The organism is Isoptericola dokdonensis DS-3 (assembly GCF_001636295.1).
GTDB classification, from domain to species: domain Bacteria; phylum Actinomycetota; class Actinomycetes; order Actinomycetales; family Cellulomonadaceae; genus Isoptericola; species Isoptericola dokdonensis.
This window is the reverse complement of the sequence record NZ_CP014209.1, coordinates 2,016,142-2,032,742: the sequence shown is the minus strand read 5'-3', so window position 1 is coordinate 2,032,742 and position 16,601 is coordinate 2,016,142. Positions and strand designations below refer to the sequence as shown.

At 71.6% G+C, this 16,601-nt stretch carries 24 protein-coding genes; 21 read left to right on the top strand and 3 right to left on the bottom strand.

What is annotated here, in order from left to right:
• The first annotated feature begins 30 nt into the window (after positions 1 to 30).
• From I598_RS09450 to I598_RS09440, 4 genes are all read left to right on the top strand, one after another.
• Positions 31 to 2,136: a hypothetical protein gene (locus I598_RS09450; RefSeq protein WP_068202748.1), complete on the top strand. Its 2,106-nt coding sequence runs from the start codon at positions 31 to 33 to the stop codon at positions 2,134 to 2,136.
• A 188-nt stretch (positions 2,137 to 2,324) separates the two neighbouring features.
• Positions 2,325 to 2,522, top strand: coding sequence for a MerR family transcriptional regulator (locus tag I598_RS09445; protein WP_068202747.1), 198 nt, complete (start codon positions 2,325 to 2,327; stop codon positions 2,520 to 2,522).
• 308 nt (positions 2,523 to 2,830) lie between these two features.
• On the top strand, positions 2,831 to 2,968 hold the full coding sequence (locus I598_RS17615; RefSeq protein WP_157557198.1) for a hypothetical protein: 138 nt from the start codon (positions 2,831 to 2,833) through the stop codon (positions 2,966 to 2,968).
• Between the two features lie 70 nt (positions 2,969 to 3,038).
• Positions 3,039 to 3,332 (top strand): hypothetical protein, encoded by a 294-nt coding sequence (locus tag I598_RS09440; RefSeq protein ID WP_068202746.1) that lies wholly within the window; start codon positions 3,039 to 3,041, stop codon positions 3,330 to 3,332.
• On the opposite strand, the gene I598_RS09435 is transcribed toward I598_RS09440, so the two are convergent.
• Positions 3,319 to 3,954 carry a hypothetical protein gene (locus I598_RS09435; RefSeq protein ID WP_068202745.1) on the bottom strand — a complete coding sequence of 212 codons (636 nt, stop codon included), beginning with the start codon at positions 3,952 to 3,954 and terminating at the stop codon, positions 3,319 to 3,321. The genes I598_RS09440 and I598_RS09435 overlap by 14 nt on opposite strands.
• Positions 3,951 to 4,487 (bottom strand): hypothetical protein, encoded by a 537-nt coding sequence (locus I598_RS09430; protein WP_157557197.1) that lies wholly within the window; start codon positions 4,485 to 4,487, stop codon positions 3,951 to 3,953. Before I598_RS09430 ends, I598_RS09435 begins: the two co-directional genes overlap by 4 nt.
• A gap of 329 nt (positions 4,488 to 4,816) precedes the next feature.
• Here I598_RS09430 and I598_RS09425 point away from each other — a divergent pair, with 329 nt between their 5' ends.
• Together I598_RS09425 and I598_RS17610 are read left to right on the top strand one after the other, a co-directional pair.
• On the top strand, positions 4,817 to 5,164 hold the full coding sequence (locus tag I598_RS09425) for an HNH endonuclease (protein WP_068202743.1): 348 nt from the start codon (positions 4,817 to 4,819) through the stop codon (positions 5,162 to 5,164).
• Complete coding sequence (locus I598_RS17610) at positions 5,161 to 5,331, top strand: hypothetical protein (protein ID WP_157557196.1); 171 nt, start codon at positions 5,161 to 5,163, stop codon at positions 5,329 to 5,331. The genes I598_RS09425 and I598_RS17610 overlap by 4 nt, the downstream gene beginning before the upstream one ends.
• Positions 5,332 to 5,461: 130 nt before the next feature.
• Here the strand turns inward: I598_RS17610 and I598_RS09420 are convergent, their stop codons facing one another.
• The gene (locus I598_RS09420; protein ID WP_068202742.1) at positions 5,462 to 5,818 is read right to left on the bottom strand and encodes a hypothetical protein; all 357 of its coding nucleotides are present in this window, start codon (positions 5,816 to 5,818) and stop codon (positions 5,462 to 5,464) included.
• A gap of 147 nt (positions 5,819 to 5,965) precedes the next feature.
• On the opposite strand from I598_RS09420, the gene I598_RS09415 reads away from it, so the two are divergent.
• The 15 genes from I598_RS09415 to I598_RS09345 all read left to right on the top strand — a co-directional run bounded on the left by I598_RS09415 (position 5,966) and on the right by I598_RS09345 (position 16,601).
• Positions 5,966 to 7,270: a DNA modification methylase gene (locus I598_RS09415; RefSeq protein WP_068202741.1), complete on the top strand. Its 1,305-nt coding sequence runs from the start codon at positions 5,966 to 5,968 to the stop codon at positions 7,268 to 7,270.
• Between the two features lie 10 nt (positions 7,271 to 7,280).
• Entirely contained in the window at positions 7,281 to 7,760 is a 480-nt protein-coding gene (locus I598_RS09410; RefSeq protein ID WP_068202740.1) for a phage terminase small subunit P27 family, read from the top strand.
• Entirely contained in the window at positions 7,732 to 9,537 is a 1,806-nt protein-coding gene (locus tag I598_RS09405) for a terminase large subunit (RefSeq protein WP_083973101.1), read from the top strand. Before I598_RS09410 ends, I598_RS09405 begins: the two co-directional genes overlap by 29 nt.
• A gap of 10 nt (positions 9,538 to 9,547) precedes the next feature.
• A complete protein-coding gene (locus I598_RS09400; RefSeq protein WP_068202739.1) occupies positions 9,548 to 9,751 on the top strand; it encodes a hypothetical protein in 204 nt (67 codons plus the stop codon).
• Positions 9,751 to 10,986 carry a phage portal protein gene (locus I598_RS09395; RefSeq protein WP_068202738.1) on the top strand — a complete coding sequence of 412 codons (1,236 nt, stop codon included), beginning with the start codon at positions 9,751 to 9,753 and terminating at the stop codon, positions 10,984 to 10,986. Before I598_RS09400 ends, I598_RS09395 begins: the two co-directional genes overlap by 1 nt.
• Entirely contained in the window at positions 10,979 to 11,725 is a 747-nt protein-coding gene (locus tag I598_RS09390) for an HK97 family phage prohead protease (protein WP_083973099.1), read from the top strand. The genes I598_RS09395 and I598_RS09390 overlap by 8 nt, the downstream gene beginning before the upstream one ends.
• A 16-nt stretch (positions 11,726 to 11,741) precedes the next feature.
• Positions 11,742 to 12,986: a phage major capsid protein gene (locus tag I598_RS09385; protein ID WP_068202736.1), complete on the top strand. Its 1,245-nt coding sequence runs from the start codon at positions 11,742 to 11,744 to the stop codon at positions 12,984 to 12,986.
• A gap of 12 nt (positions 12,987 to 12,998) precedes the next feature.
• Complete coding sequence (locus tag I598_RS09380; RefSeq protein ID WP_068202735.1) at positions 12,999 to 13,358, top strand: hypothetical protein; 360 nt, start codon at positions 12,999 to 13,001, stop codon at positions 13,356 to 13,358.
• A complete protein-coding gene (locus I598_RS09375; RefSeq protein ID WP_068202734.1) occupies positions 13,306 to 13,827 on the top strand; it encodes a hypothetical protein in 522 nt (173 codons plus the stop codon). Before I598_RS09380 ends, I598_RS09375 begins: the two co-directional genes overlap by 53 nt.
• A complete protein-coding gene (locus I598_RS09370; RefSeq protein WP_068202733.1) occupies positions 13,824 to 14,153 on the top strand; it encodes a hypothetical protein in 330 nt (109 codons plus the stop codon). Before I598_RS09375 ends, I598_RS09370 begins: the two co-directional genes overlap by 4 nt.
• 3 nt (positions 14,154 to 14,156) lie before the next feature.
• The gene (locus tag I598_RS09365) at positions 14,157 to 14,468 is read left to right on the top strand and encodes a hypothetical protein (protein ID WP_068202732.1); all 312 of its coding nucleotides are present in this window, start codon (positions 14,157 to 14,159) and stop codon (positions 14,466 to 14,468) included.
• Positions 14,461 to 14,850, top strand: coding sequence for a hypothetical protein (locus I598_RS09360; protein WP_068202731.1), 390 nt, complete (start codon positions 14,461 to 14,463; stop codon positions 14,848 to 14,850). The genes I598_RS09365 and I598_RS09360 overlap by 8 nt, the downstream gene beginning before the upstream one ends.
• A gap of 63 nt (positions 14,851 to 14,913) precedes the next feature.
• Positions 14,914 to 15,735 (top strand): hypothetical protein, encoded by an 822-nt coding sequence (locus I598_RS09355; RefSeq protein ID WP_068202730.1) that lies wholly within the window; start codon positions 14,914 to 14,916, stop codon positions 15,733 to 15,735.
• Between the two features lie 96 nt (positions 15,736 to 15,831).
• Complete coding sequence (locus I598_RS09350) at positions 15,832 to 16,203, top strand: hypothetical protein (RefSeq protein WP_068202729.1); 372 nt, start codon at positions 15,832 to 15,834, stop codon at positions 16,201 to 16,203.
• A 119-nt stretch (positions 16,204 to 16,322) separates the two neighbouring features.
• Positions 16,323 to 16,601: a hypothetical protein gene (locus I598_RS09345; RefSeq protein WP_068202728.1), complete on the top strand. Its 279-nt coding sequence runs from the start codon at positions 16,323 to 16,325 to the stop codon at positions 16,599 to 16,601.

Genomic DNA, 16,601 nt, shown 5'->3' with positions numbered 1-16,601 from the left:
CAGCAAGAGACCAACCGAGGAAGGTGCCCCATGTCCACCGACACGTCCCACCGCCCCGCGTACGGCGAGGTGACCGACGTCGTGCTCGCCCCGACGATCCACTCCTACCCCGACCGCACCGTCACCGACCCGCCCGACCCGCTCGACGGTCGCAAGCCCATCGGCAGCCGCCCTGCCGAGCGGACCAAGGCCCGCCCCGAGCGGGACGGCGACCGCCGCCCCATCGTCCCGACCTGGCTGCGCGACCGGGCCACCCTCGGGGCGACCCTTGCCTGGGCCGCCGGGTACGCGGGTCACTTCAGCGCGTACCACCTGCTCCGCGCCCCGATCTACGCGGGCCGCCTCGCGGTCCGCAGCCCCATCGGCCTGGGCCGCCTCGTCGCCGCCACCTGGGCCTGGGTCTGGGACACCGCGAGCCGGGACATCCACTGGCACGTCATGGGCAAGGTCGACGACCCGAACCACTACATCAAGGTGCGGGCCGAGCGTCGCCACGTCATCAAGCAGCGGGCCATCACCCTCGCGTTCATCGCCGGGCCGTTGGCCGCCGCCATCGCCTGGGTCGCCGTCGCCGCCCCGACCGCCGCGCAGGTCGCCACCGCCGCCGTCGCCCTGCTCGTCCTCGGCGCGCTGGGCCGCAAGGCCAACACCCGCGTCACCAGCGACGCCAACGAGAAGATCGAGGTCCCGCCGCTTACCGGCTACCTGATCACCGAGTCGCTCGCCAGCCTCGGCCTCGCGTCGATCACGGCCGCGCTCAAGGGCGACCCGCACGCCATCCGGTACGTCGCCATCGTCCGGGACGGCCCCGGCTTCCGCGCCGACATCGACCTCCCCGGCGGCACCACGGCCGCCGAGGTCATCGAGCGGCGCAGCAAGCTCGCATCCGGCCTGCGCCGCCCGCTCGGCTGCGTCTGGCCCGAGCCTGACCCCGAGGTGCACGAGGGCCGCCTCGTGCTCTATGTCGCCGACAAGTCGATGGCCGACGCCAAGACCCCCACCTGGGACCTCGCCAAGGCCGGCCGCGTGAACGTCTTCAAGCCGGCCCCGATCGGCCTCGACCAGCGCGGCCGCACCGTCGAGACCACGCTGATGTTCGCCGCCGGCCTCGTCGGCGCGGTGCCGCGCATGGGCAAGACGTTCTCGCTGCGCCTGCTCGAGCTCGCGGCCGCCCTCGACCCGCGCGTCGAGCTGCACATCTACGACCTCAAGGGCGGGGCCGACCACGCGCCGCTCGCCGCCGTCGCGCACGCCTACCGCACCGGCGACGACCCCGAGGACATGGCGTACCTCGTCGCCGACCTGCGCGCCGCCCGCACCGACATGCGCCGCCGGTACAAGACCGTCCGCGGCCTGCCCAAGGACATCTGCCCCGAGTCCAAGGTCACCGACGAGATCGCCAGCGACCGCAGCCTCGGCCTCCACCCGGTCATGTTCGCCTTCGACGAGACGCAGGTGATGTTCGAGCACCCCGAGCACGGCAAGGAGATCGAGGAGATCGTCACCGACCTCGTCAAGCGCGGCCCCGCCGTCGGCATCATGACGTGGCTCGCCACCCAGCGGCCCGACGCCAAGTCGATCCCCACCGCCATCAGCGCCAACGCCATCCTGCGGTTCTGCCTCAAGGTGCTCGGCCAGGTCGAGAACGACATGGTCCTCGGCACGAGCATGTACAAGGCCGGCGTGCGCGCAACGATGTTCGGCCGCAAGGACCTCGGCGTCGGCTACCTCGTCGGCGAGGGCGACGACCCGGTCATCGTCCGCACCGCCTATGTCGACGGCCCGGCCGCCGAGGCGATCGCAGCTCGCGCCCGCGCCGCCCGGGAGCGCGCCGGCCTCCTGACCGGCCTCGCCGCCGGCGTCGAGCCCGAGGACATCGACGACAGCACCGTCATCGATCACATCCTCGGCATCTGGCCCGCCACCGACGACGACAAGCTGCGCGGCACCGTCATCGCCGAGCGGCTCGCCGCGGCCCGCCCGACGCTTTACGACGGCTGGAGCGCCGCGCAGGTCCACGCCGCCGTCAAGCCCCACGGCGTGCGCACGATCCAGGTCAACCGCACCGTCGACGGCCAGCAGGTCAACGGCAAGGGCCTCGCCCGGCAGACCCTCGTCGACGCCACCGACCGCTAGGCCGGCCCGATAGCCCTATCGGGGCCGCTAGGCGCAGAAACCGCAAGATTCCGCGGTTCTAGCGTCCTAGCGGCCCCGCCATAGCCTCCGCCAAGCGGCCCCCGATGACACCTCGCCGGGGGCCGCCGGCCGCTACGGATAGGCTGAGCGTCTACCAACGCGAGACGAAGAAAGGATAACGCGAGACGATGCAGCAGGACATCCCCGTGGACACCAACGCCGCCGCCACCGCCGTCGGCGTAGCGCCCCGAACGATCCGCTCCTGGGCCAACCGAGGACACCTCACCGCCCAGGGCCGCGACCGCCGCGGCCGCAAGCTCTACGCCCTCGACGACGTGCGCCGCGTCGCCATGGGCGACCGACCCGCCAATCGGAGGAACCGATGAAGACCTGCGGCCACACCTGGACCGACGGCTGGGGAGCACACGAGTGCCACCGCGCCGAGCACGACGACGCCCACCACTCCTGCCGGTGCGACGCCACCACCTACAACGCCTGAACGGAGACACCGTGCACCACCCCGATCGTCATCGGCGGCCCCCACCACGGCACCGTCATCCCAAGCCACCACCAGCGCGTCGAGGTCGTCGAGCTCGCCGGCCGCGCACCGCTGTACGACCGAACCGGAGACGCCCGGCCCTTCGTCGTCGACACCACGACCCGCACCGTCGAGGTCCAGCGGCTCGGCATCCCCGTGCTGGCCGCCCTCGACGGCGTGACCGCCGACGCCGCGCTGGCCGCGCTCCAGCGACTCACACCCGCGATCCAGGCCCTGCTCATGCACGAGCTCGCGCCCGCCCCCGAGCCCGATCCGTGGGAGCTGCGCGGATGAGCACCGGCCACCCGGCCGGCGAGGTGTCCACCTGACCTAGACTCGAACAAGCGTTCGAGAGGTAGACAGCATGGGCACGCGACGACGGACACCGTGGGGGAGCACCCCCGACAGCATCGAGCAGGTGCCGCTGCGCGACTGTGCCGAGGAAGCGCCGGCCGCGCAGCGCCGTGACGCCCGGGTCACCCGGCCCGACGACCCGCCTGCCATCCGCGTCTGGCTCACCGCCCGGCAGACCGGCGAGTTCGAGGCTGACGGCCATGCCACCGCCTGGACCGACCGCCAGGTCCATGTCCGCTACCTCGACCCCCACGGCCGCGAAGGCTTCGCCTGGGTCTGGGCGAGCGCCGTCAGTCGGCGGTAGTCGTCGAGCTGCTCGCCTTATCCGTGAGCCCAACCGCGCCGGCCGCGCGTGCGACCTTGCGCAGTTCTCGCATGGTTGCCGCGTAGTCCACCTTCGGCTCTTCGGGTGGAAAGGCGAGGCGGTAGAGCCGCAGCCACCAGGGTGTCGGGTCGACGATCTCCATCGCCGCCGCCGTCACGGCGTCGAGGTCGGCCGCCGCCTCGTACGACTTGATCCCGATGTTGTCGAGCGCGTCGTCGCTCGCCTTCATCCCGCGGAGGCGCGCCACCTCGGCGACGGACGCCATGGTCCATGCGGTCGACACGGATCCTGATGCCTTGGTCGTCGCGCGCCGTAGGGCCGCATCGTTCGCTGATGTGGCGAGCCGAGACAGCAGTCGGGTCAGGTTCTCGACCTGCTCACTCGTGATTCCCGAGTCGTGGCCGCTGGCGGCAGCAAAGGTCCCGCCCCACCACACGGCGCGTGTCTCGGGCAGCTCCGCGAGCACCGCGTGAACGCGCTCCGCGCGCGCCTTCCGCCGCTCGTGGCGAGCGGCCAGCAGGGGACCTACCACCGCGGTGATGAGTGCAGACGCGACACCGACCGCGCCACCAACGATCACGCCCACCAACGTCTCGCTCACGACTTCCCCTCCTGTCGCGGGACGTGCACCCGCACACTCCGCTCCCTGTTGGCGCGTTCCAGACGCCAGCCCCGCCATCGTTCGCCCAGCGTCCGTGGGTAGGCGCGCCGCCGCGCTGCGCGCTGGGCAAGGGTGGCCGCAATGTTGGCGCTTTCGAGCGCGGCCTCGACGATCTCGTCAGTGGCCCGCATGCCGATCTTCATGCTGACTCCCTGCACCGCATCGGCCGCGTCGCTGCTCCGACGTCCGATCTCCGGGTCGGCCGACGCATCGGCGAGCGCGCCGAGCATACGCATGAAGTCCAGCCCGAGGACGTCGACCCTCTCGCGCCTCTCGGAGCTGTCCTCGATGAGCAGACAGGACCACACCGCGGTCGCCCACTGCGCGTGGGCCTCGGAGACGGGGAGCAGCGCGACCCGCACGCGTTCGGCCACCTCGTCGCGTCGCCGCATGCGGTGCCCGAGCCACGTGGTCCAAGTCGTGCCGAGCACACCGATCAGCGCACCGACGATCACCAGCAGCGCCTCGCTCACGACCACCTCCCCGTCCGACGTGCCGTGATCGTCCCAGAGCCGAACCCGTCGCTGCATCCCGACGCCCGCAGTTCCGCCCGTCGACGGGCGTCGCCGTCCCCAAACATCGGCATCCAGCGGAACCCGTCCGGATACGAGTCCTAGACGAGTGCGTGGTTGTGCGGAGACGACCAGACTGCAACGCTTCCTGGCAGCGGGCGAAGTGCGCCTACGAGCCACTACGCCCCGCTCTCCGGCCCCGGGCCAGCTCCCGTCGGCGCACACACGACCTGGTCGCAGCAACGGCCCGGGGCCGGACACCACACCCCACCGCCCAACGGGAGACACACATGCCCACCGGAGCACCCTCCCGCTGCCTCGTCCACGGCTGCCGGCAGTACGCACACACACGGGGGCGCTGCGAGCAGCACTACGTCCCGTGGGAGCGGCCCAGCGCCAACACCCGCACCCTCACCCGCCACCAGCGCCGCACCTTCAGCGCAGCCGTGCTCGACCGCGACCAGGTGTGCCAAGCCCACGGGTGCACCGCACCCGCCACCGAAGCCGACCACATCGTCGAGATCGCAGACGGCGGCAGCGGCACCGACCCCGCCAACGGGCAGGGCCTCTGCCACGAGCACCACCAGCACAAGACGCAGCTCGCCCGCCGAGCCCGACAAGCACGGAGGCGCACATGACCGCAGCAGCCATCACCCTCGGCGTCGCACTGGTGCTCACCCTCGCCCTAGACGTACTGCTCCCGCGCCGCCCGTACGGCTACCGACCCCGCGCCACCAGCAACCCGCGCCGACCGCGCCGCGTCCCGCGCAACCCGGCCAGCGCCACACGAGCACGCCGGCGATGACCGACGAGTGCCGACACGGCGACCCGCGCCCCGAACGATGCGCGCTCTGCCGGCACGACCGCCGCCTCGCCGAACGCGCCCTCGACCACACCGAGCCCGACGCCAAGCAAGCCGCCTCTGGCGACCGCCGCTAGAGCACCCACGTGCTCCAGAAGCGCTCCTTACGGCCGAGCCGCCACCGCCACACCACCACGACGTCGACAGGAGCCTCGACGCCAGCCAAGTGGAAGAAATGCGCCTCGCCCCTGCGCATCGGGAAGGGTCCTTCGAACGCTGACTCGTTCGCTAGAACCAATGTCGCGTGGTGCGGGATCCAGACGCGCTTCACCACCACAGGGGCATAGCCCTGCCGGCGGACCCCGAACACGTCGCCTGTTCCACCGACGATCTCGAATGGCGTCGAGGGACGCGAGTGGAGCCAGGCCCCCACCGCCGCCAAGAGGCCCAGTACCCCGACCACCGTTGCCACGACCTCGCCTGTCTCCACGCCCGAACGGTAGCGCCATGGGGGAGGGGAGTCGCGCTCTCGCGACCGCTTCCGAGCGTCCGCGACGCCGACCTCTCGCGCGCGGCGTCTCAGATCGGTGACCCCCCCTTGACCGCCCCACCTTCGCCCCCTCGGAGGAACCCCACGATGCCCAAGATGGCCCTGGCCGAGCTGCGGCCCTTCCATCGCAACCCGCGCCGCGGTGACGTCGAGACGATCGCGGCCTCGCTGAGCAAGCTCGGCCAGTACCGACCGATCGTCGTCAACCGCGGAACGCACACGGGCCGGCCGTTCGAGATCCTGGCCGGTAACCACACCTTCGCCGCGGCGAGGAAGCTCGGCTGGGACGAGATCGACGTCCACGAGGTCGACGTCGACGACGACGCCGCGACGCGCATCGTCGTGGTGGACAACCGGTCGAACGACCTCGCGACCTACGACCAGGCCGAGCTGCTCGCCGTGCTCGACTCGCTCGGCGACCTCGAGGGAACCGGCGTCGACGCGGCCGACCTCGAGGACCTGCGCGACGAGGTCGACAACACCGACCCGACGGACGTCGACGACGCCGCCGACGACGCGCCGCCGCTGCGCCCCGAGCCGATCACCGAGCCCGGCGACGTCTGGCAGCTCGGCGAGCACCGCCTGGTGTGCGGCGACTCGACGAGCCCCGAGGTCCTCGCGCGGCTCTTCGGCGACGAGACGGCCGACGCCATGTGGACCGATCCGCCCTACGGCGTCGACTACGTCGGCAAGACGGCCGAGGCCCTGACGATCCAGAACGACGGCGCGGCCGAGCTCGACCAGCTCCTCACCGACGCGTTCGTCGCAGCCCGAGCCGTGCTGCGGCCCGGCGCGCCCGTTTACGTCGCGCACGCCGACACCGAGCGGGTGACCTTCGAGACGACGCTGCGGGCCGCCGGCTTCCTCGTGCGGCAGAACCTGATCTGGGTGAAGAACAGCCTCGTGCTCGGCCGGTCGGACTACCACTACCAGCACGAGCCGATCCTCGAGGGCGAGGCCCCGCCGGCCGACGAGCGCGACCCCGCGCACGACGCCCCCGACGAGCCCACCGGGCACGAGCCGATCCTGTACGGCTTCGCCCCGGGCGGCGAGGGCCGCCTCGGCCGCGGCGGCCCGCGCTGGTACGGCAACAACGCCCAGACCACGGTCCTGTGCTTCGACAAGCCGGCCGCCAACCGCGAGCACCCGACGATGAAGCCCGTCGCGCTGATCACGGCCATGTTCGACAACAGCCTCAAGCGTGGCGGCCTCGTCTTCGACCCGTTCGCCGGCAGCGGCTCGACGCTCATCGCCGCCGAGTACCGCCGAGCTCGAGCCCGCGTCGTCGAGCTCGACCCGCGGTACTGCGACGTGATCGTGCGCCGGTGGGAGAAGGTCACCGGCGGCACCCCGGAGCGGAACGGCGCGCCCGAGCCGCTGCTCGACGAGTAGGGGAGACGACATGGCGCAACAGGCCGCGACGGGCAGGAAGCAACAGCCGGCCGCGCTGCGGATCCTCCACGGCGGCCGCGACGCAGCCGGCAACCCCGTCGACTCCGGGGGCCGGCCGATCGCGCCGACCCGAGACTTCACGCGCCGAGCACCGGACAAGCCGTCCGACCTGTCCGACGACGCGTCGTGGATTTGGGACCTGATCACGTCCGAGCTCGAGCACGTCGAGCTCCTCAAGCCCCTCGACGGCGGCTCGCTCCGGGTCGCCTGCGAGACCTACGCCCGATGGAAGGAAGCCGTCCGGTTCCGCCTCGAGCGGGGCCTGTTGTCGAAGAACAGCCAAGGCGTCGTTACGGCCCCCTGGGTCGGGATCGAGGAACGCGCCAGCAAGGACTTCCGCGCCTGGTGCGCCGAGTTCGGGCTGACGCCGGCGGCCGAAGGAAAGATGCCGGGGGCCGCCAATGCCGAGAACGAAAACCCCTTCGACTGACGGGGCCACGACGCGCGCGGCCACTCGGTCGGGCGACCCCGCCAAGCGGGCGACGGCCGAGGCCCGTCGCAGCCCGAGCGCCGCCAAGCTGCGACGGCTGAAGATCAGCCCCGAGGTCGCGTGGTACCTCGACGCCCGCGACATCCCGCTGCCCGACTGCCCGCCGGCGTTCAAGACCCCCGAGCCCCGCGAGGTGCCCGGCGCAGTCTTCGACCCCGAGCGCGTCGACCGCGTGCTGGCGTCCTTCCGGGCGCTCCGGCACGTCGCCGGCCGGTGGGCCGGCCAGCCGCTCGAGCCGGACCCGTGGCAGATCGCGCACATCCTCGCGCCCGTCTTCGGCTGGGTGCGGTGGGACGACGAGTCCGACGGATACGTCCGCGTCATCCGCGACCTGTACGTCGACGTCCCACGCAAGAACGGCAAGAGCACGCTCAGCGCCGGCATCGCCATCTACATGGCGTGCGCCGACGGCGAGCAGGGCGCGCAGGTCGTCACCGCGGCGACCACCAAGGACCAGGCCCGGTTCGTCTTCACGCCGATCCGCACCCTCGCCGAGCGCGCACCGGCACTCAAGAGTCGCGTCAAGGCCCTGTCGGAGAAAGTCATCCACCCGCGCAGTGGCTCGTACATCGAGGTCGTCTCGTCGGTCGCCGACGCGCAGCACGGCGCGAACATCCACTGCTCGATCGTCGACGAGCTGCACGTTCACAAGACGGCCGACCTCGTCGAGACGATCGAGACGGGCCGAGGCTCGCGCACACAGCCGCTGTCGGTCATCATCACGACCGCCGACAGCGGCCGGCCCGGCACGATCTACGCGCGCAAGCGCGAGCTCGTCGAGCGACTCTCCCGCGGCATCATCACGGACGAGTCGATCTACGGCGTCGTGTGGGCGGCCGGGAAGAAGGACGACCCGCACGTCGAGAGCACCTGGCGCAAGGCGAACCCCGGCTTCGGCATCAGCCCGACCAAGGCGTATCTCGCCGCCGAGTCCCGCAAGGCGCAGAACAGCCCCGCGGACCTCGCGGCGTTCCTGCGGCTCCACCTCGGGATCCGGACCAAGCAGGACGTCCGGTTCATCGACCTCGACGCCTGGGACGCCAACGCCGGCGACATCGTCGACGAGCACCAGCTCGACGGCCGCACCGCTTACGGCGGCCTCGACCTCGGGTCGGTCAGCGACCTCACCGCGCTGTGCTGGCTCATGCCGCGCGACCACGACGACGGGTACGACGCCGTCTGGCGGTTCTGGCTGCCCGAAGACGCGCTCGACGACCTCGACCGGCGCACGGCCGGCGAGGCGAGCCTCTGGGTCGAGGACGGCTGGCTCGACGTCACTCCCGGCAACGTCACCGACTACGCCTACGTGCGGCAGCAGATCGAAGACGACCTCGACTGGCTCGACGTCGAGACGGTCGGCTTCGACCGCTGGAACGCGACGCAGCTCTCGATCGACCTGATGGAGGACGGCGTCGAGATGGTCAAGGTCGGGCAGGGATACGCCAGCACGAGCGCGCCGATGAAGGAGCTGCAGCGCCTCATCCTGCGCGGCAAGAGCGCGCACCGGCCGATGCTCCACCACGGCGGCAACCCCGTCATGCGCTGGATGACCGACAACCTCGCCGTCGCGCGCGACCCCGCCGGCAACGTCAAGCCCGACAAGGCGGCGGCCGCCGAGAAGATCGACGGCTGGTCGGCCCTCGTCAACGCCATGAGCGAGGCCATGGCCAACGGCGACGGCGGCTCCGATCCAGTCTTCACCACGACGACGACGTAAGGAGCGCACCATGCGACTGCGCAACGGGAGCCCGGCGCTCCTCAACCTCACCGACGGCAGCATCCTGCGCGGCACCGTCCGCCGCTCCTGGCGGTGGCGAGTCGTGCGCCTCGAGGCCGTGCACGCCTTCACCGGCCCCGGCGAGGGGCGCGCGGTCGACGGCCACATCTTCGTGCCGCACAGGTCGATCCTGACCGCGCAGGTGACCGGCTGATGGCCGGCTACCTCACCGGCGACTCCCTCACCTTCGGCACCGGCCCCGTCTCGCACACGTCCTGGGGGATCCCCGTCGTCGACGCCGGCACGCCGCTGGCCCTCGGCTTCGAGGGGCGCGACCCGCAGCGCGTCTGGGAGACACAGCCCAGCGTCCGCAAGGTCGTCGAGTTCGCGGCGAGGGCGGTCGCGGCCGTCGCCTGGCACGCCTTCGAGCGCGTCGACGACACCGACCGCCAGCGGGACGCCGGCAGCACCATCGAGACGACGCTCAACCGCCCCGCGCGGTTCACGTCCGGCTTCGAGCTCAAGCGCGACATCGTGACCGACTGGATGCTCTACGACCGCTGGTGCGTTGCCCTCATCGGCGACGAGCTCGTCCGAATCCCGCCCCGACTGCTCGAGGTCGGCAGCGACTTCCTCGGCCGCGTCAACCGCCTCGCGGTCAGCACCCCGACCGGGATCGTCAACCTGCTCGACGTGCCGGTCGCGTACGGGGCCGGCTGGCACACGTCGATGGCCTACGGCACCTCGCCGACCAAGACCCTCAGCTCGTTGATGGACGAGCAGGAACGGGCCGTCCAGTGGCGATCCGACCAGTGGGACCACGCCGCGAAGCTGACCGGCGTCATCGAGCACCCCGGGAAGTTCAAGGACCCCCGCGCACGAGCCGAGTTCGCAGCCGGCTTCGACGAGTACCGCCGCAGCAAGTCGGGCGGCACGCCGATCTTCGAGAACGGCATGAAGTACAGCTCGGTCGAGACACTCAAGCCGGCCGACGCCAAGGACATCGAGGGCCGCCAACTCACGGACATCGAGGTCTCGTCCTTCTACCACATCCCGCCCGAGCTCGTAGGGGCGCGCGAGGGGACCATGGCGAACGTCGCCGCCTTCCGCCAGATGCTCTACGGCCCGACGCTCGGCCCGATCCTCACCGCGCTGAACCAAGCCTTCAACAGCGAGATCGTGCCGGCCCTCGCGGGCAAGGTCGGCATGTACGCCGAGCTCGACCGCGAGGGCGCGATCGCCGGCTCCTTCGTCGAGGAAGCCGTCGTGCTGCAGACCGCCGTCGGCGGCCCGTGGCTCACCCGCGCCGAGGCGCGCGCCCGGAAGAACCTGCCGCACCTCGACGGCACGGACGAGCTCATCACGCCGCTGAACGTGACCGAGGGCGGCCTCGCGTCACCGAGAGACACCGCGCCCCCGAGCGCGGGAGAGGGGAGCACCGGTGACTGACCGGGTGATCTGCAAGAGCGTGGCCGCCGTCGTCAGCAAGACGGCCGGCGGCTTCGAGGCCCGCGTCTCGACGTTCGGCAACGTCGACGTCCAGGGCGACGTCGTCCTGCCGGGCGCGTTCGACCGGACCATCGAGGAATGGGGCGACCGCCCCGTTCCTGTCGTGTGGTCCCACCAGACCTGGGACCCCGAAGCGTTCATCGGCAAGGCGACCATCGAGGCCCGCGAAGACGGGCTGTACGTGACCGCCGAGTACCTCGACACCGAGCGCGCCCAGCACGTCCGCGACCTCATGGACTCCGGCCTCGTCGTCGAGTTCTCGTGGTCCGGCCGCGTCCGCGAGGGCGAGATGGTCAAGGTCGACGAGGACACCTGGGCCTTCGGCCTGAAGGACATCGACCTGTGGGAAGTCGGCCCGACCTTCAAGGGCGCGAACCCCGACACCGAGCTGCTCGGCGTCAAGGCCCTGTCCGCACGCCTCACGACGAAGGAAGGGCGCGTGCTCGCACAGCGGCACGTCGACACCCTCCGCGGGATCCAGGAGCAGCTCGGCGGCGTGCTCGACGCCGTCGAGTCCAAGTCGGCCGGCGACGACCCGCCCACCGACGACGGCGCGCCACCCGGCGCACCCGACCCGGGCGACGCCAGCGGCGAGCCCACCACCAAGACGGCCTCGGACGACACGTCCGGGGCCGCCGTCATTTCCAACCGCACCCGCGCGATCTTCGCGCTCATCTGATCGAAAGGACGTCCGCATGGACCCCGTGCTGGAGCTCCAGCAGCTCAAGAGCGAGCGCGAGTCGCTGCTCGCCAAGGCCGACGACAACACCCTGACCCCGGAGGACGCCGACCGCGCCGACGCGGTCGCCAAGCGCATGGTCGAGCTCGCGCAGACCATCGAGAAGCGCGACAAGGCCACCGCCGCGCTGCGCAACGCGCTCAGCACCGACAAGCCGGCGCAGCCGTCCAAGACCGCCAAGACCGCCGGCGACGCCGGCGGCGACGTCGACAACGCCGCGCCGCGCAGCCTCGGCCAGCGGTTCGTCAAGAGCGCCGCGATGCGCGCCTTCCGCGAGGCGAACCCGATGCCCGTCGAGGGCGGCCCCGTCAGCATCAAGGCCGACAACCTCGGCGGCTTCGTGGCCAAGGCCGACGGCGACCCGGGACCCGTCAGCTCGAGCCTCGGCGGCGCGGTCGACTACTACCGCGAGCCGGGCATCGTCGACCTGACGTACGCCAAGCCGCTGACGATCCTCGACCTCATCACGCGCGGCACGACCGCGTCGTCCTACGTCGAGTACCGGCAGCTCCAGGCGATCGCCTCCGCGGCCGCCGTCGTGGCCGAGGGCGGCCTCAAGCCGCTGTCGCAGCTCACGATGGGCACCGACCAGGCCGTCGCGCACGTCGTGGCCGACGGTTTCAAGGTCACCAACCAGGAGCTCGCCGACGACGGCATCATCGCGTCGCTGCTCGACTCGGTCCTGCAGCGCAACCTGTGGGAGAAGGTCGCCGACCTCGTCTTCAACGGCAGCGGCACCAACGAGCCGACCGGCATCTTCAACACCACCGGCGTGCTGAACACGGCGTTCAACACCGACATGGTGACCACGATCCGCAAGGCCATCACGCAGCTGCGGACCACGTCCCGCACCCAGGTCCAGGCCGTCCTGCTCAACCCCGAGGACGACGAGGCCCTGGACCTCCTGCGCGACGCGAACGAGCGGTTCTACGGCAACGGGCCGTTCGGCAACGGGCCGAACACCATCTGGGGCCGCCCCCGCATCGCCGACGAGTCCGTGCCCACGGGCACCGCCGTCCTGGGCGACTTCTCGTCCGTCAACCTGCTCGAGCGGCAAGGGCTGACGATCCAGGCGTTCAACCAGAACGAGGACGACGCCCGACACAACCTGACCTACATCCGCGCCGAGGTCCGAGAGATGCTCCTGATCCGCGAGCCCGCGAAGCTCGCGATCGCCGAGCTGACCTCGGCCGGCGTCTGAGGGGACTGAGCCATGGCGAAGAAGATCAGCACGATGGTCGTCGTTCGAGGCGTCCGCTACCGACGCGACGACGCCGAGGCCCTCGGCCTGCTCGACCAGGTCGACGTCCAGCCGACCACGGCCACCGCACCGACCGACCCGGCCGACGACTCGCAGGGGGAGCCGTCGACCCAGGACCACGTCCTGACCACGGCCGCGGCCGCCGGCGACGACGAGCCCGCCGGTGACGACGAGCCCGCCGGTGACGACGAGCCCGCCGGCGACGACGACGACAAGCCGGCGGCGGACGAGACGTCCACGGACGGCGAGGGGGAGACCGATGGCGCTGGCGAGGCCGGACGACGTCGCGCTGCTCGTCGGCGCAGCAAGTAACGACGGCAAGGTCCAGCTCGCGCTTCGTCGAGCCTCGGCCCGCTTCGAGGGCGAGATCGGCTACAGCGTCGAACGGGTCGTCGACGACCAGGTCAAGGTCTCCGGCAGCGGCGGCACCCGCCTCTTCCTGCCGGGCCGGCCGGTCGTCGGCGACCCCGTCGTCACGATCGCCGGCGAACCCGTCGACGACTTCGAGGTCAACCGCGCCGTCGGCTTCCTGCGCCGCGCGGCCGGTTGGCCCGACGGCGAGGACAACATCGACGTCACGTTCACGCACGGCTGGCCCGAGGACAACATCCCGGGCGACATCGAAGACGCCGTGCTCGAGCAGGCTGAGGCCCAATACCGCGCGATCGCCGGCGTCGCCTCGGCGACCGCCGGCCAGGAATCCGTCACGTTCACCAAGGCCGGCGTCTCCCAGGGATGGACGGACACCGTCGAGCGGTACGCCTGGGGGCCGCGCCCATGATCGGCAGCCTCCTGCACCCGCACACCCTGATTGTCGAGCAGGTCGTCGACGGCCCGCCCGACGCCGACGGCGTCGCCACCGAGACAGTCGCCACTCGCGAGTGGGGGCCGTGCTCGGTCCACCAGCACGAGACCAGCGAGACACCGCCCCCGACCGAACGGCCCGTCGAGCGGCGAGCCGTCTCGGGGCCGCACGCACCGTGGATCGCATCCGGCGACCGGCTCCTGCACGACGGCGACCAGTGGTGGGTCGAGGGCCGGCCAGCGCACTTCACCGGCGGCGTCCTCGACGACCACACCGAGCTCGTCATGACCACCTGGGGGTGACCGATGGCCCGCAAGCCGCAGATCAGCCGCGAGACGATCCAACAGGCCGCCCTCACCGACGCCGTCAAGGCCGCCCTCGCGGCCAAGGCGCGCCGGGTGCTCCCACGAGCCCAGCGCCTCGCGCTAAGCGCGGGAGCGGACGAGCTCGCCGGCGCACTGCACGTCGACACCGGCGTGCGCCCCGGGTCCAAGGCCGGCGGCTTCCGCCGACCCTTCGCCCGCATCGAGGCCGAGGTCACCGACGAGATGAAGGAAGCCGACGCCGACGCGCGCCTCACACGGCGGCAGATCCTACGGAGGTCGGCGAGTGCGTGAGGCAGTCACCTGGGCCAACGCCGAACGGCTCGTGCGCGGCTGGCTCGCCGACCGCACCGGCATCCCCACGTACACCGAGACGGGCGACAACCCGCCCGAGCTGTACCTGATCGTCGCGCGGGTCGGCGGCAGCCGCCTCGACCCACACGAGCGCGACATCGACGTCGAGGTCACCGTCTACGCCGGCGACCGGTCGGCGCTGTGGGGCGCGGCCCGAGCCGTCGAGACGGCCATGGCCGCCCTCGCGGCCGCGGGCACCAAGGACGGCTACGTCGACGACGTCGTCGAGGCATTCGGCTTCGCCATCGACCCGGCGGCCACCGACCGCGCGCAGCGCGTCGCGACGGCGACCTACACGCTCACCTGCCGCCCCTCGCGGTGACGAGCGCACACCACGCCGGCCCGCGCCCGCGGGCCACCCATCACCACCGAGAGGACATGCCTCATGTCTGCAGTCGACGAGCTGCTCCAGACGAACGACACCGCCACCCGGAAGTGGGGCACGAAGCTGCTCGCGCTCGAGGACTACAACCGGCCGGTCCCCGACGCCTTCTTCACCGCGCTCAACGAGCCGGTGCTGCCGGCCACCGCCCGGCAGCTCGGCTTCATCACCACCGACGGCATCACGCAGGCGAACTCGATCTCGTCCGAGAGCACGCAGATGGACCAGCAGCTCGAGCCCGTGCGCACCGACATGACGGGCATCGAGAAGCAGCTCACCGTCGCGTTCGGTGAGTCGTCGAACGCGTGGGTGAACGCCGTCCTGCACGGCAAGCGCGTCGCCGACTTCGCCGAGGACCCCCACAGCCCGTGGCTGTTCCACGACGGCGACATCACGGACTACCCGTACTACCGCCTCTGGGTCATCGCCCAGGACGGCGTCGGCGACAACGTCTTCTACCGCGTCGAGTACGCCTACCGCGCCAAGGTCACGGCGACCACCGACCGCACCCTCGCCCGCGCGAACCCCGAGAACATCGGCTTCACGTTCGGCCTGTTCAAGGACCCGATCGCCGGCCGCTCGCTGAGCCGCGGCGAGAACGGCCCCGGCTTCCTGCCGCCGCTTGCCACGAGCGCGACCGCGGGCACCCCCGGCGTGTTCCTGCCGAACGGGTCGTCCGTCCCCGCGGACTTCGCTGCGCTGCAGGCGTCCTCGATCACCGCGAACCCGACGGACCCGTGGACCACGGGCCAGTTCGTCGAGCTCGAGGACGACTCGCACGCCTACTGGGACGGCAGCCAGTGGGCCTCCGGAGAGGCCGCCTGAGCCTCCCGGCCATGAACCGGCCCGGCTGCGCGCGTGGGGGGACGCGCGCGGCCGGGCCTTTACATCCCCCCGATCCCCCAAGGAAGCGAGCACCCCGTGAGCAAGCCGAACAACAAGCGCCGCCGGATCAACATGGCCCAGTTCAAGGACCAGGTCTCCGAGCAGGTCGTCGGCGAGGGCAGCCTGATCCCCGTCGACCTGCCCAACGGCGAGACCGTCTGGATCAAGATCGCCGTCAACCTCGAGGAGGACGACGACTATGCCGACCGCCTCCGCGAGGCCGGCGAGAACAACGACAGCGAGGCTATGGCCCGCGTGGTGCTGAGCGGCCACCCTGACCACGACGCCGACGAGCAGCTCCTGAAGTGGGTTGACGCCGGCTACACGATCGGCGACCTCGGCCAGCTCGTCGGGGCGGAGACCAACGCCGCACGCGACCGCCTCGCGGCTTTTCGCTACAGGGGCTGAGCGACCTCCTCGGCGACGCGCCGGAGGCGATCGAGGCCGCCCTCCTGCAGGAGTACGCGCCACGCGACCCCCTGCAGGAGTACCTCGACGGCCGGATCACCCTGCGGAAGCTCCGCGTGATGGTCGAGCACCTGCCGCCGGGCAACGCGTGGGCACGACACGCCCACGGCCCGTGGGACGACCGGAACCGCCTCCTGCACGACATCGACGCCCAGCTCCGCGACCTCAAGGCGCTGACGTACAACATCCACCGCCGCGAGGGGCAGCCGGCGCTACAGCCCGAGCCGCTGCCGAGGCCCAAGGGCCGCGACGAGCGCGAGGCCGAAGCCCGCGACCAGGAACAGCACGCCGCTGAGCGGTCCGAGCTGCTCCGCACCCTCGCGCGCACCACCACCTGA